Below are 23,003 nucleotides of genomic sequence, written 5' to 3'. Positions count from 1 at the left end.
TGATTTGAAGCACTACATACTATTGTATGCCAAGTGATTAAATCCATTGTAACAGATAATATATTCAATATTCTTTTAATTAATTGTATAATAGAACTACCGATGTACCTTTGACTTAAATGTGGGATCACTAATTTAGTGGAACCCTACCGTTAGTTTGAGGACATTGGGTTTTTTTATGGTTAAAAGTGATGTAAAATTATGTTGTGCAGTGACCCTTATAGTGATTCCGACTTACTGGAATGGGGCTATAAGTTAGACCTCTAATATTGATGTGAGGCACTCCACTTACACAATAAAACGGCACTGCACCCCAATTTAATAACCAAAATTCATTCCTGTATTTTTTACAGGATTTTTTTATTTATTAGGAGGAATTTTGAGGTTTTATGTCGTAATTTTTATTTTGTTTAAAAGACTATATTGGAGAAAACCAAAAGCAATATAATATTAAGCAGTTGAAACTCTACCGTTGGTTGGAGCTAGGAAACTAGACTCTTGTGTTAAATATGAGATTTAATATCTGGCGATATAATCCTGACATACTACAATGGGCACAAAGCTCTCACGGAAACTTGGATAGTCAGATATGTCATACTGCGACTGGGAGGAGAAATGATGAACACTACCATTACTCCATTTAGTTATGGAAATGACACGCATAACAGCCATAAAGGGCAGCGTAATTTTTATCAGTTTTATGTAGGTATTGATATTGGAGCGAGCTTTCACGTTGCATCCTGTATTCCATTTGATGCATTCTTAGATCCTAAAGGGATTGCTTGGAAAAGGACGAAGACAATGAAATTCAACTCCGATAGTGCTGGAATCGCTGAGTTTTTAAATGCTTTAAGAAGGATTGAAAAACAATTCTGTCTTACCAAAAAAGACTTTTTAATTCTTTTGGAACCAACAGGCGGACACTATTCTTATCTAATACAGCAAGTGTTATTAAATGAGGGTTATGAACTCTTTCAAGTTGAAAATAGAGCCGTTGGTGAGTTCCGTAAAAATAACTTAGGAATCTCTGAAAAAACTGATTCAATGGATGCCAAAGTAATGGCTTATATGGGGTGGCATAAGCAATTACATCCACATATGCAAGGTGTAACTCTTATTAGACCTCAATCAGTCCTTCAATCTTTATTTCGAACAGTAATGAGGGACAGATGGTATTTAAACGTCCAATTAACTCGACGTAAGAACCAGGTTCAACAGCTTTTAAAAGTCACTCATCCTGATTTAAATAAAGCTTTTAAGAGCCTATCTAGCACCTCTGTGTTGAAGTTAGTCTTAGAGTTCCCTACGGGACTTCATATGAAGGAAGCCACAGCAGAAGAGATATATAATTTTTTATTGAAAGCTGGTGCAAAAAGTGTGGCTAAACGAGCAGCTAACATATTAGCTAAAGTAATGCCTAACACTATTGCAGTTCCAGCTGAACATCTTGTCGAAAGACAAAAATGGGTTATAGAAGAAGCCCTACGTCTCGAAGAAAGCATCAAACTAATTGACAAAGAGATTCATAAACTTTTATGGGGTGACCCTGACAAAGGTTTAGATGCTCACCCATATACAGAAATCTTAATGTCCCTTCCTTTTGTGAGCGAAAACATCGCCTGTACACTGATTGGGGTCATAGGTGATGTTGAACGATTTAATACATATAAAGAGTTCAAGAAATATCTAGGTGTATCTTCGGAAAACAAGCAGTCAGGAACATCGGTAACTGGCACAAGACAGACATACAGCGGTGTTAGAGATGCCAGGAGAGTCCTTTATCAAATTGCTTTAATTATCCTAGCAAACGGGCAAAAACACCCTACCGTCTTCAAATTATACTATGACCGTAAGGTAAGTGAAGGAATGAACAAGAAAAAGGCAATTGGGCACTTATGCGGCAAAATAGCATCACTTATTTACACAGTCCTAAAAAACAAAGTAAAATATGATCCGATCACTCACGCTAAAGCGTGTGGAGTAGAGTTTAACAATCTTTATATTAAAAATAACGAGGGAAAAACTAAGTTAACAAATTGAAAATAGAGTTAAAAACACAAAACCCTAAGTGCTTTAAATGAGCAAAAATCACCTATTATTTTTTAAATTTTAGGTGATTTTTCATCTTTAAAAATACTTTTTTATTCGTAAAGCACTACACTACATTTAAGTGCAAAAAATCACAAATTCCACTTGTGATTTTGGTTCATTTATCCTTTGTAATCTCAGAGTAGGAAATTTTCAAACAATTCGCCTCTTGGTTATCACAAGTAATACAAGTTATATCTTCTTTTTTTACATATGCTTTACCATCAGGTTCCCCGTCATATAATAGGACATCTACCATAACAATTTCATCTTCTATACTTTGAACAAACCCTTGTATTGTCACCTCTTCTAAAAGTTCTACAATAACAACCAATTCTTGTTTTTTTGATGCCTCAAAAAAACCAAGAATTAAGTCTTTATTCTCCACATCAAAACTAAAATGACTTTGATTTTTAGCTTCAAATAATATTTCGAGGTTTTTAATATATCGTGTGTTTTTATTTATTTGAAAAATTTTCTCCGTTTGAATTAGAGAAAAACCATCGTATAAACCATAGTGTGAAATTTCCGATATGATTGTATAATCTTCATTTGCATCTAATACTTTAGCAACCTTAAATTTCTTAACATCACTTAAATCGCTGTAAATTTCAAGTAATTGATTGTTCTTCTTCGCTTCTTCTAATTGTTTTATCATTACTAGCACTTCCTCTTTGAATTATATTAAGACTTTTTCTTGTTTCTTTGGCTATTGAAACTTTAACCACTTGAAGTACTCTTAAAAATATAAGAACCTAATATGTTCCTGCATCGTTAAAACTACAAGCAATAGTCTCTGTGAAACTAAAGCACCCGTTAATGGAATAAGAAATAAAGCTATCTTCTTATAAATAAACCAACATCTTCTGCATACTTTTCGCACTGATTAAAAGCATTTTGTTGTTTAGAATATATCGGGAAACTTAATTCGTAATTACCAATTACTACGGTTTCAAATTCAGGTATAAAGAAGTTACCGAAACTAATATAGTAATCCTTCTATACTATCCACTTTAAAGGTATTTGTTTTATATTCTAACATCTGTAATAAAAGGTTATATTCTTCTTTACTTAACCTATTTCTAAAATGCTTAAAATCAGATGGCTTCAAGAAGTTCCAACATGAATATAAACAGCCTTTTCCTGTATCCATTGGAAGATTTCTTCGAAAAAGGATTTAAAATTGTCTTCATATTTTAAATTATGGTCATTATATGACGATAAAAGTTCAACAGCTTCTTGTTCTGATAGGCAATAGTTGAACATCTAATATTCCAATATGATTAAATGTATTGCCTGGATATTCGTCATCTTCTACATCCAAACTCCCGAATTTGTTATTTATGGTTTTTATTTCAATACACCTCGTTTTGTTTTCTTCTATTAAGATCATTTCATTTCTATTCCTATTTTTATTGTGTAAAACCGCATGCGTTTTCGTTTATGAATAGCTTGTTTGCACCTCTAAAGTAACCCGTTACTATGTTTTTCAATAGATTAGTTTTTTCTTTGCAGACAAGTCAGACTCTTAGCAAACCTCTGAATCCCCTTGATCCATAGTAGGAATCCGCTCCATTATGGTACATGAAAACCATATCATAGCGACGGTCACAGAAAATCGCACCACCCAATGTCCTTATATTTTCAGGGGTTTTGACCCAACTCGATGTTTTCATATCAAAATTGCCAAGTTTCTGTAGCTCACGATATTGTTCTTCTGTTAAAAGTTCAATGCCCATGGCTTCTATCATATCCATAACTGAATTTTCCGGCTTGTGTTTTTTCCTAGATTCCAAAGCTTCACGGTCATAACATACACTTCTGCGGCCTTTTGGACTTTCCTTAGAACAATCGACAAAAATGTATTCGTCCGTTTTTTTATCATATCCAACAACATCTGGTTCACCGCCAGTTGATTCCATTTCGTAAAGCGACCACATTTTTTTGGGGTTTCCTTCGAGCTTTGTCTGTACATTCAACCATTCCAGTGTTTCATGACGTTCCATGTTTTTCTCAAAGCGCTCCTTCAAAATGGTTAAAAGTTCTTCATGTTGTTCTAGTGATATTTCTTGGTCAGGTTTTGTCATTTTCGTTTCTCCTTACACTAAAAAATATGATTTTTTATACGCATCAAAGTCGTTAGAGAACAAGTACTACCTATAGCAGTATTCTTTACTAAGCCGATAACTTCCTTTTTTTCATATCAATTCTCTGGTAGCTTCAATCCTCATTAAAAAATATAGTGTCAATGTTATCTTTCCCCTCTAGCTTTATTGTTTTTACTGATGTTTTTCATTTCCATTCTTAGGGAAACAGTGTACAATAAAAGTGTTCATTACATAGAAAATCCAAAAAAGGAGGGCGCTGAAAAAGTTCGGTTTCTAACTTTTACAGTGCCCTCGTAATAAAAGGCATTGAAAAAGTTGGTTTGTACTTTTTCAGTGGCTTCAAAAAAAGGAGCTAACATATTCATGACTACAGATGCAAAAGTAATTGCTGTAAACCAAGTGGGTTACCTCGTTGGTGGAAAAAAAGTTGCCATCTTCCCTAACAGTGGCGGAAGCTTTCAACTTATTGATGATTCTACAAATGTAATCGTTTACGAAGGAACAACAACAGGACCAGTCGATGATAAAAACAGTGGAAAAACGGTGTACTATGGCGATTTTTCAAGTGTTACTCAAGAAGGAACTTTTCACATTGTATGTAATGAAAATCAGTCCCCTTCTTTCACCATTTCTACTACACCTTATGACGAACTTCATACTGGCTTACTTAAAGGTTTTTACTTTCTACGATGTGGAATGGAATTAGAGGAAAAATATGCGGACAAATGGACTCATGACGCATGTCACTTAACTGAAGCGATTGTCTACGGAGATGAAGAACGCACAATTGAAACTAGCGGTGGTTGGCACGATGCTGGGGATTACGGCAAGTACGTTGGGCCAGGAGCAAAAGCAGTAGCTGACCTTTTCCTTGCTTATGAGAAATATCCTAATGCCTTTCAAACGGCCATCCCAATTCCAGAAACTGATGGACAAACACCAGATGTTCTTCATGAGTGTCGTTATGAGCTAGAATGGATTCTAAAGATGCAAGATGAGAGAACAGGCGGAGTGTTTCATAAATTGACGACATTGAAATTCCCAGGTCTTGATGTGATGCCAGAGGATGATAATGACCCTCTTTACCTGTCACCCATCTCAGCAACAGCGACGGGTAGCTTTGCTGCTGTAATGGCGATGGCAAGCAGAATATATCAAGACATCGACCCTGCATTTGCGCAAACATGTCTACAAGCTGCAACGACTGCTTGGGAATGGCTTCAGAAGAACCCAGATGTACCTGGATTTAAAAACCCACCTGAGATTCATACGGGAGAATATGGTGATGAAGTTGATACAGATGAGCGATACTGGGCTGCTGCAGAATTATACCGCACGACAGGTGAACAGAGCTATCATGACGCCTTCCAAACTTTTGCAAAGGAAGATTTCCCTAAATATAGTTGGGGCTGGGCAGATAACGGTGGATACGGAACGATTTCCTATTTGCTAAATGAAGAGTTTCCTAAAGACGAAGCGTTACATGAACAATTAAAAGCAGGCTTTCTTAAAGAAGCCGAGAAAATGGCTAACAACAGCCGAGAAGACGGATATTTTATTTCGTTACAAGAAAAAGATTACATTTGGGGAAGTAACATGGGACTCATGAATAATGCGATGCACCTGTTACTCGCAAATCATTTAGAAACAAATGGAGAATGGACTTCCATCGCGTTAGACCATGTTCATTATCTATTAGGAAGAAATGCAGTAGAAATGAGTTATGTGACTGGATTTGGAGAACAATCTGTTAAAAATCCACACCATCGTCCAACGGTTGGAGACAATGTTGAAGAGCCTGTCCCTGGTTTTGTTTCGGGAGGAGCGAATATGGGCCTTCAAGATGAAGTAGCTCAACAACTAAAAGGAAGAGCTCCGGCTCAATGCTTCATCGACCATATCGACAGCTATGCAACGAACGAAATTACAATCTATTGGAATTCACCAGCTGTCTTTGTAGTTAGTCATTGGAAATAATATAATTGTAAGTGCAAGGGGCCTGGGACAAAACTAACTAAAACATTCTCAATGGCTTCACTCGCCACAAAACCCGTTGTGAGAAAACCCACTCACAACGGGTTTTAATAGATGGTGGCGGTTTCGCTCATTGCTAAGAGGGTGAGACAAAAGGTAAAAAACCAACCTTTTGTCTCACCCTCCCTATTAGAGTTTAAAGAATCGCCATCTCATCGCTTATTTAATATAAAAATCTTGGATTATTCTTGATGAACTGAAGCGTTTCATCTATGTTTGTTGATTGAACATTAGTGGTTTCTACTATATGGCGTTCTTGTATTCCCTTTTGCTCAAACTCCTTTAGTAATTCAATACATCTTTGTCCCATCTGATATTCTTCTGGTCTTTCGGCATCTCTTTTCAACAATTCTCCATTATCTACCCTTAATACAACATAGTATATTTTCACATGCTGTACCTCGGCGTATAGTCTTTGTGAGAACGTTTCTACTTCTTCTGGAAAAGTAACATAATCGATGATTACATTTTTATTGGCTTTTAAGAAATTAATACTTAAGTCAGCAATGTTCTTCCAAACTAACGCGAGAGATTCATCACTTTCCCATGGTGGTACATACCCACCTACCACCATATGATTAATTACATCTCCTTCAATGTAAGCACTCTGTTTAAATTGCTCTGCTAGTTTTTTTGATGTTGTAGACTTCCCAACTCCAGCTGGTCCAGTAATAAGATAGATACTAGTCATAACATCTCTTCCCTCTTCATATCTTTTCGTCAGCTACTTCCGCCAAAAATCGGTGTAATCTTCTTTATCCTTTATATTAAATTCAATCATCTTTTTTAGTAATTCATAGTTTACTGAATCCTTCCAACGAATTCGAAACAATCCTTTCGTAGCACTGTATCCCGCTTCTGCAATCTCATCGGCAAATTGAGCCATGCCGACTTCTTCAGGCGAAATGCTCATATGTTGCTTTGCTATTGAAAGACCAATGATATAAGTACCATGGTCCGTAAACATAGGTGTATTCCACTTCATATGTGGCTCTAATTGCGGGAATTCTTGAAGAATCCATTCCAGTACTTCCTTTGTCCGCTCTCTTTGGTCGAAGTCATCAATACTCGCTAAATACGTTGCAAAAACATCCATTCCTATTCCTCCAGTTCATCATTAAAGTCTACCTCATCATGCTTATTCATTAAACGAACCTTCCAGCTCCCACAAGTTATCTCCTAGATTCTCGATGAGTCCTTTTGCTCTTTTTTCAATATTCGTTGGGAGATTATGCTGGTTAAAATACTCAAGTTGAATGCTTTCCCCGTCATTCATTTCTAATTGACCGGTAACGTCGACTGCTCGATAAAGATGAATGACACTGTATGTCTCATCTCCATTCGGGTAACGGAAATAACCTAAAGCCCCAGAAAAAACATCTATTAACTCAAACCGCTCTGCTTTCAGTCCAGTCTCTTCATATAACTCACGTGCCGCTACTTCTTCTAGAGTTTCACCAAGTTCCATCGTGCCTCCAGGCAATCCCCAATCTAATGTATCTGAGCGATGTTGAAAAAGAATCTCCTTTTTGGAATTAACCACAAGAATGGTTGCCCCCACCGTAATTATAGGTTGAGTTCCAATCACTTTTCGCAAATCTGAGATATATCCCACTTTACTTCCTCCCACCTTGGAGTATGTATGGACTACTCCAAAACATTTCTTCATTTCTCATCACATGATACTTCTGCTTACCCTCCCTCACTTCAAACGGTTCATAGTACTTTGGCAGCAACACAGCATAGGTTTTATTTTTTTCCACAACTTCATAATTGTACTTACTTTCCATCGGAGTCATGAACCAAAAGAGATTTTTAGCCATATAACCTGTATAATACTCACTCCATTCAGAAGATTGCTCATCACCGTTTATTCTTACTTCTAGGTCATTGGCAAGATGTGAACGAAACTCTGTAAGACTGATTAGTTCGCCGTTCTTATTCGTAATAAATGTACCCCATGATGCGTCCATATATAGCCACTTTTGAAGAGTGGTAGAATACACTAGAGTTACGACGTGACTATCTTGGTCATACGCATCATATGGGCGACAGTGTACACGCCGAGAACAAAAGCCCATACTAAGATACACTTCTTGTAAGACCGTTGCAATCGTATAACAGTTTACTTTACCTGACTCCCGCTCCACTTTATCTAATACATGAAGTGCATGACATGGTTCTGGGACCATTTCATCTCCATGCTCTAACTTCTCAGACACCCATTGCATGAGGTTGAGGATTTGTGATACTTCATCCCCGTCGCCCGCTACTTTTTTCAAATCGTATTTCTGTCTTAATTGGAAAAGCTCCTCACTGTTTTCTGTTCGGTAAGTGAAATTGACCATATCTCCACTAGTTGTTGGTTCAAATTCAGCATATTTTACTAGCTGCTTGTAATACGATTTGAATTCCGGAAGATAGCCAAACATACGATTCTCCTTACATAAAGAATTATTTAACTACTATAATTGCTTATATACAAATTCACGATACTTTACAAATTCATGTTTTTCATAGAATTCCTTGGCGGTATGGTTGTCTACCCAATAGTCTAACTCAATGAGGTCAATGCCTTTTTCTTGTGCAAGATTATATATGTAATTCATTAAAAGCGTTCCATAACCTTTTTCTCTTTGTGTTTGAACAATACTAAGCTGATGCACATAAATAGAGCGGTACTCTTTCTTAAACACATTGCCTGAATGGATTTTATCTTCTATCCAAGCATAGCCAACTGCCTCTTCCTTATCTTCTATAAGTAAAAATACAAAGTTATCGTTCTCTATATGTTTTTTAAAAGCTTCTTTCATTTCCTCATAGTCGTATTCTTTAAAATACTTTGGGTAGAGAGCATAATGTAAATCATGAACTGGCTTGTTTAATCTCGCCACTAATTCATTATTCTTCGTCTGACTTATCTGCAAGCTCTATCTCCCCCACTAGAGTTCTTTTTTAAAAAATTCTTAGTTATTTCAACCATATTTCGCTATGATTACAACTATCTATCACTCTTTGGTTAGTTCAGATATAATCTCACAGTGATCTTCTTTCAACTTTTTATAAGCCCACTCTAAGTCCATTCCTTCTCCTGCATGGATTCGATTCAAGGTGTCTGTTTCTTTCTTTTCAATTTCCAATGCTTTTTGCTGAAGTTCCTTTGTATCTTCTGGACGTACAACGATCACTCCATCACTATCTCCGATGATGATATCTCCTGGAAAGATCACTTTCCTCCCGATACTGATTGGCGTATTGATTTCACCTGGGCCGTTTCGAAACGGTCCGTTTGGCGTACGGCCCTTTGCAAAAATCGGGATGTCCATCTTAAGAAGTGCATCATAATCTCTAATACAACCGTTAATGACAAACCCACCTAATTTCTTTGATTCAGCAAAGGTTGCTAGGATTTCACCAACCAACGCCCGTTCCATGTTTCCATCGCCATCTATTACAAGAACATCCCCAGGGCTTGCTTTTTCGATAGCCAAGAATATCATTAAATTGTCTCCACTTGGCACTTTCACGGTGAAGGCAGGACCAAGTACATTTTTTTGATTCATTTGGTGGATAGATGCGTTGATTGCTCCCATCCGGTTCATACAATCATCAATGTTAGCAACTTGAATTCCTTCAAATCCTTTAATTAGCTCTTCGGAAGGTCTTTCTATATTCTCAACCACTCGGTAACCTAAGTTTGACATACGTTCATCTCACCTTTCTAGCAGTAGTCTTTGTAGTTTTCCCATCCGTTACCTATTTCAACAGAAAAACCACTTTTCCTTTAGAAAAGTGGTTTATAGGAATTATAATATCGGGACTTGTTAATTACTTTTCTCTCTTAACATCTACTTCTAACGTATATGGGATACCTAGATATGTGTATTTAATCTTTATATATTCAGGGTTTTCCTTACCAAAAACACGTAAACCATAGTGCTTTATCACATGTTTATCTGCAAGACCTTTAGGTTGAACTTGGAACTCTTGAATATCGTGAAAAGTAATATTAGGGTCTTCCTCGACACCTGCACCTAGAACCATATGATTTGTTCGACTTACTCCTAATTCTACCTGTTGAGCAGCATTTCCATTAACGAGCACACTTTTAAGATTACAATTAGCAAATCCATCGTTAACTATTTGTATGACTCTTTTCGTCTCATCCCTTATATCATATGTAATACCAGGTGCCGACAACGGAGGATTCATTTTGATGTACATCAAGCTAGCGAATAACAATACAATTAATAGCGTGCTCACTACTAGTAGTGTTTTTTTCAATTTAAACACCCACCCCCATAAAAATATACCATTCTCATGGATTTTCTACGGCTCAGTCGCCATGAGGAATGATATAAATATTGCTGAGTGCAAAACACGCATGGCGTCGACCACGTGACTGCCTCAGTGTACGCCGATGTATAAGCATCATTAATTCCCATCTGCTTTCAGCAGAACTGCAACTCTATTTTAACGGTCCAGTATGATGTACCATCTGAACAAAATCACGATAACTTTCTCCGTCTTTTATTAATTCTAGCTCAGGGTTTTCTGTTCTCTTACTATGAACAATTAAAAATGGGGTTTCTTCTTTTACTATGAGAGAGAAAACCATTTCTGAATAGTCAGTGGTTTGCGCAAAAATTTGAGTATTGTTATTTACTTTTTCAATCTCCTTAAGCTCGTGTGATGTTTCTTCCTTAATTTTATCTAGAAATAAATCAACGAACTCTTCGTATGAGTTGCTATTTTTATAGTACTCCTGAAGAAAGTCTACTTCATGATCTGTATGATACGTTCCAAAATAACTCGATGTATGGACCGATATCTCTGTATTGTGGTCAACTGAAAACGTAACAGAATTAGTACTAATATGCTCTCCATCTACCTCCACCCAGTCTTTTCCGATAATAGTAGCAATGTTTACTTCTTCATTTGTGAACTCTTTCATTCCTGTTGGTATGGAACTAGTCGTTTCTTCACTACACCCCATACTACCTACTAACATAATAAAAAGAATCGTACAAAACCAGTAGTTTTTCATTTTGCTCCCCACCTTTTCACATGAAATAAACTAGAAAAGCACTCCGTGAAGACTACTGTTTTCTCATACATCTACTTTATAATTCAGTGTTAACTCATCACCGGGTAAGCCTCTTATTCCCCAGTTATGCTTTGGTGTTTCAAAAATTGTAATTTCAATATCTTGAGGTGATATTTTTAATTCACGATGGATTCTTTCAAATAGTAGCTTTATTAATAGTTTTTTAGCTTCCACTGTTCGACCCTCAAACATACTAACCTCAATTAAGGTATAGGCCTCAGTTCTTCCACTCGCATAAAAGAAATCTTCTTTGTTCATAGGAAAAAAACGATGAAATTTCTTATCCTTAGGAAATTGAAGTGCATCCATCATACACGAATGAATCACATTTGATAATGTTAGCTTTATAGGGTTTAATTTATCGTTTACTCCAAAAATTTTTATTTGTCCCATTCTCTTCTCACCTTTCTCTTCTCATCTAAACTATCTCTTATTCCTCATATACTTCAACACTCAGTAAAAAATATCTCACTAAAGCGCAACATTAAATAAATAACCTACATACATTAGGATAAAAAAGCTAAACGTCATAATAATATTTGCAATTACGGTCCAAATACTTCTTCCGAGGATGCCAAATATAATACCCAGTGGGTTGATGATAAATGTTAACAGCCAATAACTATAGCCGTACTCTAATATAAAGTTAGGTATCCACGTCGCAATTCCTATTAGTATACAGATGACAGATAATCTAAAAAATAGTTTTCTTTTCTTTTCCAGCATTCTTACCATCTCCTCTTGGTTTCTATTAAAAAATTGAGTTCCCTATACGCGGAACTCAATTGTCAAGATATCCTAAAGTCACTTTGAAAAATCACTTTTAATAAGGTAAACAACGGCATAGTCTTTAATCTCATTGATTCGACCTTCCACATCCTTATAAAACTCAGTGGAAATTGAACTCATGTTACCTTCGTCCCTTGAATAATATATACTTCCTAAAACCAACTCACCTTTCGTAATATCTATTTCTTCGGTTATGCTCCCCCATAAGATAGACATTCCATCAGTGTCTTGATTTGAAATAATATCAGCTATTGAATAAGACCCTGTGATTCCATTGCTAGTAACTCCAATGTTAAATATCGTTTGGTTTGGAATTTCATTTGGCCTATTAGTTGCAAAAATAATGGAGCCTTTTTCCGTAACTGCAGTTGTAGTGTGTCCTACTTGGTCATCTACCAATTTACCGAATTCATACTTTTCAATCCACACAGATGCTTCTTTATAATCACTATCAACTCTAAAGTCGAACACAAAGGATTCCACTGATGTAGTTGATAGAATTCCTTTTTCTCTGTCAGATAACTCCGCAGCCACGATTGTATTCGGAGGTATGCTATTGTCCCCGCAAGCACTTATAACTATTGATATTCCTAGTAAGATTGTAATATATAATACCTTTTTCACTTTCTCCACCCTACCTATTCAAATATAGCTTTTATCCTTACATTGAGCTGTTATTCCTTTTTAGATAGGTTCTCATTAATTTCGTTTATCTTATTGTAAATATCATCTAACTTCTTCTTTTTATAATTCATATAATGAGCAACTCTTGATATTAGATAAACAATAAACACAAATAATAGTAAACTTAATATAGCCTCGATAGCATCCATTTTCTTTTCCCCTTTTTATTTTGATTTTTTTAGTTCTTCAATTTCCTTTTGAAGTTCCTTTATCTGTTGGTCTTTCTTACGATAACTACTTTTAGTCCAGAGGACCAAAAAGATTGCTACTCCAATAATAAAAAATAACATCATTAATAAAACTATAAGAATAACAATATCCCCCATTACCATCATCGGACGTTCCCCCATTTCATTAAAGTGCATATTTTTTAAAGAAATGCCTACAGCAACTTTGTCTTCTTGTGTTCAAATTCAATTAATAAACTCCGGGTCTCCCATTTTCATTTCAAATGGTTCAACTAGTATGTGGTTGGTTGAGATATAGTTTCTTAGACTGTCTATATTACGTTCAAGAACACACGATAATTCAGTATCAGTTAATGACAGCTTCCCCTCCATTGTTGGTTTACTCTCATTTTCTTGTAAGTCAAATTCCACTATCTCCAATTCAGTTTCAATCAAGTATAGTGTGTTATCTCGATAATACTTAATCCGAAATATTCTAGTATTATCATTTGAAACTTCAATTAGCCAATTTTTTTGTTCACGTCTAGATAACTTAAAGAGTTTTCCTTCTCGTTCAAACCATTTTTCCATCAAAGGTAAAACGTCCTCTTCAAATGCCTTTTCTTGTTCTATTAGCTTTTCACGGTCTCGCCAATCTATTGAAACCAACTCTGCTTCTTTTCCGTTGTTGAAACAATTGGAACAGCTAAACTTATGTGGCAAAATAAAGGGGACCCAGCAAACAAAAACACCATATGGAATTAAAAAGATAAGTATAAGACACATAATGACTCTTAACGCTATTGATGAGGTTCTTTCGATGTTATCACTATAACAGTCAGGACAAAGTTTCATAGGTAAATCTTTTCTTTATTTATGTAATATTTAGGATAGATACATAAGTTGACCTCCAGCAAAAAATGTCAGGTTTAGACAACATTTAAAAATTGAACAAACACTGAAATTATTAAACTTATACATAAGGTCATGAGCCAATCTTCTTTTTTGGTTGTGTTTAATAGTAGATTTAATACTGAACCAAGTGCCATACAAGTTAGAAAAGCGACTAAAACCAACATAAATAATCAAGCCCCTAAGATTAATTTGCTCTATTCCTACTACCTTGTTCCTAATCTAAATTTTACCATAAATGTGTATTATTTTGTTTATATTTATAAATTAAAGAAGTATCCTTACCCTTCTTTCAAAAACGTTAAAAAAGTACTCCCTCCATATTGAAGAAGTACTACTGAGTGTCAATTTAATCTTATGAACCCACTTTATCGAATGCACGTACTAGTAATATTCCTGCTAAAACATTTAGAATAACCTGTACTTCCGTACTGAAAAAATAATACATAATGAGAGAAGGTCTAAACCAAAAAGGATCTGGGACAAAAACAACTACTATTAAAATCACAACAAAACTAAGTAATAACCAATTCACGCTTACGTTTCTCTTTGAATAGATTTTAATAACTCTTTTAAGTTCAATGAATATACCAAATAATAAATACAATAAACTTAATAAAATCGAATAAATAATAACCCATGTGGTATTATGAAAATCAAGCATTTGTTCATATTGTGGAAGAATTAGTACAATTACTAGCAAAATAATAAGTCCAATAACACCTGAAAAAACCGTTGTCTTTTTCATCGAAACACCCCTTCTTACATTTACATTCCTTCAAAAATTAACCAATCTCTTGTTATTGTAATTCGACAAAAAAAGGAGTATTTCCTTGTTTAGTACATGCAACCATATGCAATAAGGGCTGTACATTATGTTATAAATAGTGGTTGATTATCTTTATAAGTTGTTGGGCAATCTCCTTTGATACATTTTCTGATAATCTTGCACAAGCAATGACTGGAGCCCATTGGAAAACGTCAGACTTTAAAACGCCGCTCTTTTCACAATAAATTCGTAAGTACATTTCAGCTAATTCAGAGGAAAATTGAGAATATAAAAGATAGGTTCGATATACATCAGCATGTATGTCTCCAGCACTTGAATCAACCCAATCTATGACGACCACTTTGTTATCTGTCTTAATCACATTAAATATGTGAAAGTCTCCATGACAAAGTCTATTATCGAAGTTAAATGAATCCAATTTCTTTAACAAGTCAGCCTTTACCTTTTTATCTACTATTTTTACAGCTTCAATTTGACGGTATAATTTATCATACATTGTTTCAATTGCATCCCGGTCAGGAACAATACTATGTATTTTCAATTGCATTTCGACTGAAATCGTTAAGTGATGTTCTGCTTGAGCTTTATTATTCATGAATAAATCTCCTAATGTTTCCCCCTTAACATATTCCATTATTATGGCTTGTTCCCCATTTATCCTTGTAACATCTAGAACCTTTGGTACAGGAAGGCCACACGCATAGGCAAATTTTTGTTTATTTGCTTCTCTAATAGATTCAGTATCAGGCAAATAATTGTTAAACACTTTCACTATTTTTCCGTCAGAAAGATATATTTTTGCCGTATTTCCTTTAGCTATTGGCTTACCTAACTCCATTTGAGTTCTCCCCTCACTATTTAATAGTTTTATCATCGTTACTTGAACAAGGAGCATTACTTCACCGTTTCAATGAGAATTCCTCCTTTACCAAGCTTTTTATGACTATAAGGAATATGGCTTAAACGGTCATATGCTTCATTCCAAATTATACTTATGAACTGAGAAGGGTCATTAAGTAGACAGTCAGAGGACACATTTTCACGGTAACATTCATTAGGGTAGGTTTCAGGACCACCTTGTAACCACTGAGCCCACTCCATCTTAACTCCTCCTAAACCTTCAAATAAATCAGTCATTTTTTCTAACTGCTTCTTTAGTTTAACATTTTTTCCCTTTATGTTGACAAGAAAAAAAGCATCCTTGGTTAAAGGAATGCTCTGTTTACTCAATAAAGGTTACGCGTACTTTTTAGTTTTTAAAAGATTAACTAACGTCTCTGAACTTATCAGCATAGCTGCAACCATCAGTACAACAAAGACTGGGAAAATACCTATTGTCGAATAAGACGCGATGAACCCAAGAAGTGGTGGCAAGAATGTTGTGCCTGTATAGGCGACAGCCATTTGATAGCCCATAATCGTTTGGGAATGTGTTTTCCCAAAACGGATTGGCGTTAAATGTATCATACAAGGAAAGATTGGTGCTAACCCTAATCCAACCAAAACAAATCCTACTAATAAAAGTGTCGTGGGCAAGGGTAAAAATAATAAAATCGCTCCAATAAATGCAAGTAACTGCCCCGACAGAATGAGCGTACGATTACTTACTTTAAACGTAATAAAACCAGTAATAAATCGACCGACTGTAATTCCACCGTAATACATAGAGACAAATTGTGCAGCCACTTCTGCTGGCAAATCTCTAACTTGGACTAAATAACTACTCCCCCATAGACCAACTGTTGCCTCAATTCCACAATAAAACAAAAATACGGTGAGAGCCCATTTAACACCTCTGACTTGTAGCGGTTTTACAATTGCATATTCGTCAGCTGTTGTATCTTCAATTTCTTGTTGAGAGGAAGCCTCGATATTTTGTTTATTTCGGTTCCATAAAGGCAGAGAAAACAAAAGAATGAGCACTAACAAAAATTGAATCCCAGCAATGATTAGGTATCCATTGCTCCATGAATTTTGACCTGAGATGGTATAGGCCATGATAACAGGTCCAAGAGTTGCCCCGACTCCCCAAAAACTGTGCAACCAGCTCATATGGTGGGCTTTATAATGAACAGCGACATAATCGTTTAATCCTGCATCAATGGCACCAGCACCTAAGCCAAGTGGAATCGCAAATAAAAATAACCAAGTGACAGAAGGCGAAAAAGCAAATCCGAGTAAGGCCAACGCAGTCATGAGTGTACTGACAAATGCAACCTTTCCTGTTCCAAACCGTTTCAGGATTTTCCCGCTCAGTAAGCTTGAAATAATCGTACCGCTTGCTATCGTCATAAACAGCAAGCCGGCTGTTTCAAGTGGCGCTCCAAAGTCTACTTGCATAATTGGCCATGCTACCCCTAACATTGAATCCGGTAGACCTAAGCTAATAAATGCTAAATAAATGATGAGTAAAAGAAATGTTGCCATCGTTAAACCTCGTCTGTATGTTTATTTTCTTTATTCATGTTTTTAACTTTCTTTTGTCAAGCTGTGATGGAGATTACTATATCACGCAAATGTCTTTTTATACAAACAGTAAATACTTTTGTACAGTCATTTTTTTGCTGATTTATTGGCATGCTAATAGTACTTTGTGCAATAGGAGGTGTATGTCATGACAAAACGCAACAATCAAGGGGGCAGCGCCAATCAAAGCGCTCCTGAACGAGGCGGCCAATTAAACGGTGATGCCGGAGATAACAATAAAGGTAATGAGTATAACTCAAGACGAGGAAGCAAATCAAAAAGAACACATTAATGTAACCGAGAAACACAGCAAGGCGATGGTTTCCTGCTGTGTTTTTGAATTGATTTTTATCATTCTGTCGCTCATAGATAGCGATGTTCTTACAAAAAAGGAAAGATTGAATTGATTTATTACACTAGGTAATAATACACCTAATGCTTACATAAAAAGGAGTACGCTCACATGAATTTACAAACCGGCTCTTATTATTGGCCTACTACAATTAAAAACCCATATACATATCCACCCTTACAAGAAAATCTTGAATGTGACGTACTGATTATTGGGGGTGGAAGTTCAGGAGCTCAATGTGCTTATTACTTAGCAGATTCCGGTTTAGATGTTGTCGTCGTCGAAAAAAATTCAATTGGAAGTGGAAGTACGAGTACAAATACAGCGATTATTCAATATTCTGGCGAGAGGTTATTTACTAATCTAGTCAATAGCTTTGGGAAGTCATATATATCCAGGCATTTACAGCTATGTAAACAAGCCATCAATGAGATTGAACAGGCATCTTCAATCGGTGACATTGATTGTGAATTTACTAGGAGGGATTCATTGTATTTTGCAAGCACAAAAGAAGATGTGCAGAAGTTGCAAGAAGAGTATGATTTATTACTTAAGGAAGGGTTTCCGGTCGATTTTCTTACAGCTTCCCAAATTCAAGAACGTTATCCTTTTAAAAAAGATGCTGCTCTTTATTCTTATGATGACGCTGAAATGAATCCATTTGCTTTTACACATCAACTATTTCAATATGCTGCAAAAAGAGGCGTAAAAATATATGAAAACACCGAAGTGAACGGTCATAAGTTTGAACAATCAAAAGCTACGATTTACACAAAAAACAACAAGCACTCTATACAAGCGCGTCATGTGATTGTCGCATGTGGGTACGAAGGATTAGAAATAAAAAAAGAAAAGAAAACATCTTTTGTCAGTACCTATACCGTCACAACAAAACCAGTAGAAGACTTTACGTCATGGCACAAAAAAACAATCATTTGGGAAACAGCAAGACCGTATACGTATATCCGAACGACTAAGGATAATCGAATTATTATCGGTGGCTTAGATGAAAACACTTCACAACCAGATGAACGTGATAGTAAATTAATCAATAAAAGAGATAAGCTAATCGAAGAGTTTAATAAGCTCTTCCCAGACATTTATATTGAACCTGAGTTTTATTTAACCGCTTTTTACGGTGGCACGAATGATGGACTTCCAATCATCGGAACGTATGATGAATATCCTAATTGTCATTTTTTATTTGGTTTCGGTGATAACGGTACTGTCTACAGTATGATACTTTCAAAAATAATTGCTGAAGTCCTGATAAATGGGGCTAGTCCAGACATGGAGCTTTACTTGCAAACACGACCAGTAAAGGCACAGTAAAGGGGAGAATGTATTGTAACTTTTACTAAAAAAACATTATGATTATCTTTGGTAAAAAAAGAGAACGATTGTCACCAGTGTAACAACCGTTCTTATTTATTCACTCTTTTAAGCTGGCTGTAAAAAGTACAGAAAATTGGGTGCTATCTTTGACAAATGCGCTTAGATTTCATCTCACTTCCAGAATACCTTTTCATATCTAGGTTGTCTAAATACCTTGAATGAATTCATATTTAACACCTTTGTAAAAGATTATAGTCGTAAGTGATATCCATTGAACCTTATATATTTTTAAAATTAAGAATTGTTATAGTCCCAGGTACGGAAAAATACAATACTAGAAAAGCATATCATTCTCTCTCTAAATCTTAAGTATCACTGCACTACAAAGCAAAGCAACTATTATTATCAAACCATAGTTGGTTCTAACCTTAATTTTATTTAACTTTGTTAATTCAAATATTAAAATGATGACAATTACAAGGCTAAAAAAAGAAATATTACTTATCAAGTTTGCATTCTCTGGATATGGGTATTGCTGATATATAAACGAATTATCAATAAAAGCGTGAAGAGTAGTAGCTAAAATAAAAGTAACAAAAAACAATGGGATTCTAAGAGGCATTCCAATCACATCCACTTCATAATTATGAGTTTTTATTCAGAACCATATCACTGGTTGCTATATTCTAATAGCTCTGAAACAGTTTTAAAGGCATATCCTTGCTCTTTTAATGACGTAATGATTCCTTCTACAGACTGCAACGACTCTGTTCTACTTTCATACATCACATGCAACAAAATAATCGAACCAGGTTCAATGTTATCTACTACATACTCAACGATTTTTGTGGAGTCGGCAGCAACGTCTGGATAGCTTTCAGGTTCGATATTCCACAGGATTGTATTTCTATCATTCTTAGATAAATAATGGGGTAGCACGACTAATCTTCTACCAAAAGGCGGTCGAAACGTGATTACTCCCTCATACCCAATTTTACGTATCAACTCATCCGTCTTCTCTATCTCATCTTTCACAAAAGCAGGTGTTTTAAATATCATTCGTTGGTGAGAAAACGAGTGGTTTCCTATTTCATGCCCTTCTTCTACAATGTTCACTCCCTCAATAAAGTAAGTTTCAAGTTCATGTCCAGTTAGATAAAACGTCCCTTTCACTTCATGGTTTCTTAATACATCTAGTATTGCTTGAGTGTTAGCTCCAGGACCATCATCAAACGTTAATGCGACTACTTTTTCATTTGTTTCTACACTAGTAACTAAACCTCCAAAAAGTTGAAACGTTCTTACTTTAGAAAGTTCATTTACTAAGTAAACCGAAACGAAAAGTACTAGAATTGTACTTGTAATGATTATAGCTAGTTTTTTCATATGTCCTCCAAACAGTTTCATGCCCTATTCTTTTGCCACTAATCAGCCCATTATCTTGATTCCAATCTCTATGCCTTTAGTCGAAAAAGGATGGTTAAACATAGCATCCCTACTATATTTAGTACAAATAAAATGGGACCAACTGAAAAAGTAAAGCCTTCAATACTAAAAACAACTATACTCCCAATACATAAAATAAAAAAGAGTATAAAGAAGACCAAGGAGACATGCTTCTATATTCTTCGCGGCTAAATAACCTTTTCTTACTCACATGCCATCCCCCCATATCCTTATAATGTCCAGATATTTGAGTATTCTCCTTATAAATTCTACTCGTTGATAACCCTTTGCATTTTTTTTAAAATTAATTCTAATTTCCGTTTTCTATAATTCTGATATAATTTTCAAAATTCATATTAAATATTTCTAATTCTTGGTCCATTTTGCTGTTAGAAGAATCTCTTATAGCACTTGCAATCATGGAAGCAGCAATTAAAATTGATACACTCAAAATAATGATTGCACCTGTCGTTGTGATTTTTGGTCTTTTTTCAGTCATTTAAACAAAACTCCTTTTTTAATAAAACCTTGTATATTCTCCTGTTATGGTTGCAAAAAAACAGCAGCTATTATACTCAATGCTCTAACTTACCCAAGTGTCTCTAGATTCTTTAATTTCCCACTTTCCATCTTTAAAGTGCAATAGAATATCAATACCTATTGCCCCAGTTCCTGATTTATATTTAGAACCTTCAATATGAAGTTTTCTTTTCTTTATTTCAATCTTGTCTAGCCTTAATAGCACACCGTCAAAACGGAGTGATTCCTCATCGTATAAACCATCTTCTATTAATTGTGCATAGGTCGTATCCATAACTTCTACTTGATACTTGTCTTCAAAATAAAGAATAATCTCTTCTTTATGATGGATTTGGACATGTTCAAAGTTGCTCATGTCGATTGCGATGAATTCCATTTTATCGTTTAGTGCCGTATCCTTCTTCATCGCTGTATCCAGTGCAAGGATGTAGACATCAGATATGGAATATTTTGGGTCAACATTATTTCCGCAAGCTGAGAAGATGGCGAGAAAGATTCCGATAAAAAGTAGATAGTATACAAGCTTCATAGTCATTTCTCCTTTAGGTAAAAATCTTTCCATTCAGACCGAATCAACCCTAAATGGTAGACATCCTCATATTTACCCCACTTGAAAACCTCATGTTTTGCTAAGCCTTCAACCTTTAGTCCGCACTTTTCCATTACCCGCTTGGAGGCTTTGTTTTTAGCCATACACCTACCATGAATCCTCTCAAGTCCAAGCGTAGTAAAGCCAAATTCAACAAGTCTAGCACAAGCTTCAGTACCATAGCCATTATTCCAATGAATAGGGTTAATAAAGTAGCCTAGCTCACCGTGGTTATGCTCGTTTGACACACCCACAAAACCACAGTTTCCTATATATTCATTGGGATTATCTTTTTTAAATAATCCAAACTCATATGCACATCCCTTGTTCATACTCTCTCTTACAAAATTTATCCACCAATCTACCGTTTCCCGTGGGTACGGATGAGGCAAAGATACCGTAGTTTCTGCAATTTCTTTTAATCTGACAACCTCAAATATTATTTCTTTAACATCCCCATTAGTCATCATTCCTTCCTGTTTATAAAAAAGCGATATAGTTTCTTTCGCCATATTTACAACTTTTTCCTTCTAATGGCCTAATTCTTTAGCTACTATTCTCTGTATAAAAATGGAACCATTTAACCCCTACAATAGATGTCCGTGTACTATTCCCTTCGAATGTGATTTGCTTCTATTCAAAAATAAGAGGGCCGGTTATGTCAATGCTGTGTCCTAATTGATTAACTAAAAGAAGTACGTTGTATACCGTTTTCTCTGGTTCTTCTATCTGAAAAGAAGTGGTGCATTCAACTTCAAACAGGGTTTTGTCTTTCCAATACGGTGTAAAAGAACCTACTTCCGTTTGACCAATGACTTGTTCGACTCTTTTTAACACCGTTATGGCTTTATCTTTTGTGGAAGCATTAATATAAAACCTCCAATTAATCTTTTCAAACATTATAAATCTCCTTTATTTACCACTCACATCCTGGTTGAATTTGTTTCTTCGTATCTCCGTCAAAAATGTAAGCAGGTTTTGAACCCAATACTTTCATTCCACTTTCGTCTACACGCAATGCCGTTTCTTCTGGCAAGGCGATTACATGGTTATTAATCTGTTGTAAATAATTGTGGATTAGCCCATCATTATCTTTTTTGTAATGACACCAGATTGAAAACTGTTTTACAAGGCCTAGTCCATTAAGTTCATTTAACCCGGCATTGTTATCATCCATATGAGAACAAGTCCTAATGTCTTTACCAAAGATAATCGCTCCTGCACTTCCACCATAAATAATTCCTTTGTTCTTCACATACTCTTTTAAAACAGTAGTGAACTGTGTTCTATAAAAAAAATGTAAAAGGCTATATGTATTTCCTCCACCTATATATACCGAAGAGAATGGGGTCAAATCTTCAACCTTTCTATGATACAAGTCCTGTTCCGTCCACATTGTTATGTTTTTGATTCCAAGTGGATTAAATACACGATTAATCCATGTCTTACAAGAATCATATGGGATCATCTTTGTATCCATTGCAACCGGGATATATAACATTGGTTTATCTTTGTTGATTAGACCAACAAATTCCTTATCAACTATTCGGGATTGAACTTCATCCCCACCTCCAGCAAGAATTAATTTGCCCATGA

30 protein-coding genes are annotated in these 23,003 nt (G+C 35.5%); 4 read left to right on the top strand and 26 right to left on the bottom strand.

All coding sequences use genetic code 11. The features are described from left to right. Window positions 1-618: 618 nt before the first annotated feature. Window positions 619-2,040 carry an IS110 family transposase gene (locus BK585_RS04200; protein ID WP_078552094.1) on the top strand — a complete coding sequence of 474 codons (1,422 nt, stop codon included), beginning with the start codon at window positions 619-621 and terminating at the stop codon, window positions 2,038-2,040. 166 nt (window positions 2,041-2,206) lie between these two features. Here BK585_RS04200 and BK585_RS04195 read toward each other — a convergent pair whose 3' ends face one another. Together BK585_RS04195 and BK585_RS04190 are read right to left on the bottom strand one after the other, a co-directional pair. Beyond that, complete coding sequence (locus BK585_RS04195; protein ID WP_078552093.1) at window positions 2,207-2,746, bottom strand: hypothetical protein; 540 nt, start codon at window positions 2,744-2,746, stop codon at window positions 2,207-2,209. Window positions 2,747-3,608: 862 nt separating this feature from the next. Beyond that, a complete protein-coding gene (locus BK585_RS04190) occupies window positions 3,609-4,175 on the bottom strand; it encodes a DUF4256 domain-containing protein (RefSeq protein ID WP_078552091.1) in 567 nt (188 codons plus the stop codon). A gap of 384 nt (window positions 4,176-4,559) precedes the next feature. Here BK585_RS04190 and BK585_RS04185 point away from each other — a divergent pair, with 384 nt between their 5' ends. After that, window positions 4,560-6,173, top strand: a complete 1,614-nt coding sequence (locus tag BK585_RS04185) for a glycoside hydrolase family 9 protein (protein WP_078552089.1) — start codon at window positions 4,560-4,562, stop codon at window positions 6,171-6,173. Between the two features lie 220 nt (window positions 6,174-6,393). Here BK585_RS04185 and BK585_RS04180 read toward each other — a convergent pair whose 3' ends face one another. From BK585_RS04180 to BK585_RS04100, 18 genes are all read right to left on the bottom strand, one after another. Further along, window positions 6,394-6,921, bottom strand: a complete 528-nt coding sequence (locus tag BK585_RS04180) for an AAA family ATPase (protein ID WP_078552088.1) — start codon at window positions 6,919-6,921, stop codon at window positions 6,394-6,396. Between the two features lie 33 nt (window positions 6,922-6,954). Then, window positions 6,955-7,326, bottom strand: coding sequence for an iron chaperone (locus tag BK585_RS04175; RefSeq protein WP_078552087.1), 372 nt, complete (start codon window positions 7,324-7,326; stop codon window positions 6,955-6,957). Between the two features lie 42 nt (window positions 7,327-7,368). Further along, window positions 7,369-7,845: an NUDIX hydrolase gene (locus BK585_RS04170; protein WP_078552085.1), complete on the bottom strand. Its 477-nt coding sequence runs from the start codon at window positions 7,843-7,845 to the stop codon at window positions 7,369-7,371. 1 nt (window position 7,846) lies between these two features. Continuing rightward, entirely contained in the window at window positions 7,847-8,662 is an 816-nt protein-coding gene (locus BK585_RS04165) for a transglutaminase domain-containing protein (RefSeq protein ID WP_078552082.1), read from the bottom strand. Between the two features lie 33 nt (window positions 8,663-8,695). Next, window positions 8,696-9,157 carry a GNAT family N-acetyltransferase gene (locus BK585_RS04160; RefSeq protein ID WP_078552080.1) on the bottom strand — a complete coding sequence of 154 codons (462 nt, stop codon included), beginning with the start codon at window positions 9,155-9,157 and terminating at the stop codon, window positions 8,696-8,698. 81 nt (window positions 9,158-9,238) lie between these two features. After that, window positions 9,239-9,934: an RraA family protein gene (locus BK585_RS04155; protein WP_078552078.1), complete on the bottom strand. Its 696-nt coding sequence runs from the start codon at window positions 9,932-9,934 to the stop codon at window positions 9,239-9,241. Window positions 9,935-10,058: 124 nt separating this feature from the next. Continuing rightward, a complete protein-coding gene (locus BK585_RS04150; RefSeq protein ID WP_078552076.1) occupies window positions 10,059-10,514 on the bottom strand; it encodes a hypothetical protein in 456 nt (151 codons plus the stop codon). A gap of 184 nt (window positions 10,515-10,698) precedes the next feature. Further along, the gene (locus BK585_RS04145) at window positions 10,699-11,277 is read right to left on the bottom strand and encodes a hypothetical protein (RefSeq protein ID WP_078552074.1); all 579 of its coding nucleotides are present in this window, start codon (window positions 11,275-11,277) and stop codon (window positions 10,699-10,701) included. Window positions 11,278-11,340: 63 nt separating this feature from the next. Continuing rightward, the gene (locus BK585_RS04140) at window positions 11,341-11,730 is read right to left on the bottom strand and encodes a tautomerase family protein (protein WP_078552072.1); all 390 of its coding nucleotides are present in this window, start codon (window positions 11,728-11,730) and stop codon (window positions 11,341-11,343) included. A gap of 78 nt (window positions 11,731-11,808) precedes the next feature. Continuing rightward, window positions 11,809-12,063: a hypothetical protein gene (locus BK585_RS04135; protein WP_078552071.1), complete on the bottom strand. Its 255-nt coding sequence runs from the start codon at window positions 12,061-12,063 to the stop codon at window positions 11,809-11,811. A gap of 78 nt (window positions 12,064-12,141) precedes the next feature. Next, a complete protein-coding gene (locus BK585_RS04130) occupies window positions 12,142-12,750 on the bottom strand; it encodes a hypothetical protein (RefSeq protein ID WP_078552070.1) in 609 nt (202 codons plus the stop codon). A 50-nt stretch (window positions 12,751-12,800) separates the two neighbouring features. Next, window positions 12,801-12,959: a hypothetical protein gene (locus tag BK585_RS23890; protein WP_170885467.1), complete on the bottom strand. Its 159-nt coding sequence runs from the start codon at window positions 12,957-12,959 to the stop codon at window positions 12,801-12,803. 15 nt (window positions 12,960-12,974) lie between these two features. Continuing rightward, on the bottom strand, window positions 12,975-13,145 hold the full coding sequence (locus BK585_RS04125) for a lipopolysaccharide assembly protein LapA domain-containing protein (RefSeq protein WP_170885466.1): 171 nt from the start codon (window positions 13,143-13,145) through the stop codon (window positions 12,975-12,977). A gap of 78 nt (window positions 13,146-13,223) precedes the next feature. Continuing rightward, window positions 13,224-13,763: a hypothetical protein gene (locus BK585_RS04120; RefSeq protein ID WP_078552067.1), complete on the bottom strand. Its 540-nt coding sequence runs from the start codon at window positions 13,761-13,763 to the stop codon at window positions 13,224-13,226. Between the two features lie 481 nt (window positions 13,764-14,244). Further along, on the bottom strand, window positions 14,245-14,637 hold the full coding sequence (locus BK585_RS04115; RefSeq protein ID WP_078552065.1) for a hypothetical protein: 393 nt from the start codon (window positions 14,635-14,637) through the stop codon (window positions 14,245-14,247). Between the two features lie 130 nt (window positions 14,638-14,767). Further along, window positions 14,768-15,517 (bottom strand): aminoglycoside phosphotransferase family protein, encoded by a 750-nt coding sequence (locus BK585_RS04110; protein ID WP_078556602.1) that lies wholly within the window; start codon window positions 15,515-15,517, stop codon window positions 14,768-14,770. Between the two features lie 56 nt (window positions 15,518-15,573). Beyond that, window positions 15,574-15,780, bottom strand: a complete 207-nt coding sequence (locus BK585_RS04105) for a hypothetical protein (protein ID WP_078552063.1) — start codon at window positions 15,778-15,780, stop codon at window positions 15,574-15,576. A gap of 135 nt (window positions 15,781-15,915) precedes the next feature. Beyond that, a complete protein-coding gene (locus BK585_RS04100; protein WP_078552061.1) occupies window positions 15,916-17,106 on the bottom strand; it encodes an MFS transporter in 1,191 nt (396 codons plus the stop codon). A 187-nt stretch (window positions 17,107-17,293) separates the two neighbouring features. Between BK585_RS04100 and BK585_RS23645 the strand changes: the two genes are divergently transcribed. Together BK585_RS23645 and BK585_RS04095 are read left to right on the top strand one after the other, a co-directional pair. Beyond that, complete coding sequence (locus BK585_RS23645; protein WP_139367489.1) at window positions 17,294-17,437, top strand: imidazoleglycerol-phosphate dehydratase; 144 nt, start codon at window positions 17,294-17,296, stop codon at window positions 17,435-17,437. A gap of 171 nt (window positions 17,438-17,608) precedes the next feature. Then, window positions 17,609-18,829 carry an NAD(P)/FAD-dependent oxidoreductase gene (locus BK585_RS04095; RefSeq protein WP_078552059.1) on the top strand — a complete coding sequence of 407 codons (1,221 nt, stop codon included), beginning with the start codon at window positions 17,609-17,611 and terminating at the stop codon, window positions 18,827-18,829. Between the two features lie 672 nt (window positions 18,830-19,501). On the opposite strand, the gene BK585_RS04085 is transcribed toward BK585_RS04095, so the two are convergent. The 6 genes from BK585_RS04085 to BK585_RS04060 form a co-directional block, all read right to left on the bottom strand. Next, window positions 19,502-20,218 (bottom strand): polysaccharide deacetylase family protein, encoded by a 717-nt coding sequence (locus BK585_RS04085; protein WP_078552055.1) that lies wholly within the window; start codon window positions 20,216-20,218, stop codon window positions 19,502-19,504. A 370-nt stretch (window positions 20,219-20,588) separates the two neighbouring features. Next, entirely contained in the window at window positions 20,589-20,777 is a 189-nt protein-coding gene (locus BK585_RS04080) for a hypothetical protein (RefSeq protein WP_078552054.1), read from the bottom strand. An 84-nt stretch (window positions 20,778-20,861) separates the two neighbouring features. Next, window positions 20,862-21,347: a hypothetical protein gene (locus tag BK585_RS04075; RefSeq protein WP_078552052.1), complete on the bottom strand. Its 486-nt coding sequence runs from the start codon at window positions 21,345-21,347 to the stop codon at window positions 20,862-20,864. A 2-nt stretch (window positions 21,348-21,349) separates the two neighbouring features. Then, a complete protein-coding gene (locus BK585_RS04070; protein WP_078552050.1) occupies window positions 21,350-21,919 on the bottom strand; it encodes a GNAT family N-acetyltransferase in 570 nt (189 codons plus the stop codon). A 121-nt stretch (window positions 21,920-22,040) separates the two neighbouring features. Continuing rightward, window positions 22,041-22,307 carry a hypothetical protein gene (locus tag BK585_RS04065; RefSeq protein ID WP_078552048.1) on the bottom strand — a complete coding sequence of 89 codons (267 nt, stop codon included), beginning with the start codon at window positions 22,305-22,307 and terminating at the stop codon, window positions 22,041-22,043. 16 nt (window positions 22,308-22,323) lie between these two features. Further along, complete coding sequence (locus tag BK585_RS04060; protein ID WP_078552046.1) at window positions 22,324-23,001, bottom strand: Type 1 glutamine amidotransferase-like domain-containing protein; 678 nt, start codon at window positions 22,999-23,001, stop codon at window positions 22,324-22,326. Window positions 23,002-23,003 lie beyond the last annotated feature (2 nt).

The sequence above is a fragment of the Bacillus alkalicellulosilyticus genome (assembly GCF_002019795.1).
Taxonomy (GTDB): Bacteria; Bacillota; Bacilli; order Bacillales; family Bacillaceae_F; genus Bacillus_AO; species Bacillus_AO alkalicellulosilyticum.
This window is presented reverse-complemented; position numbering and strand designations above follow the sequence as displayed.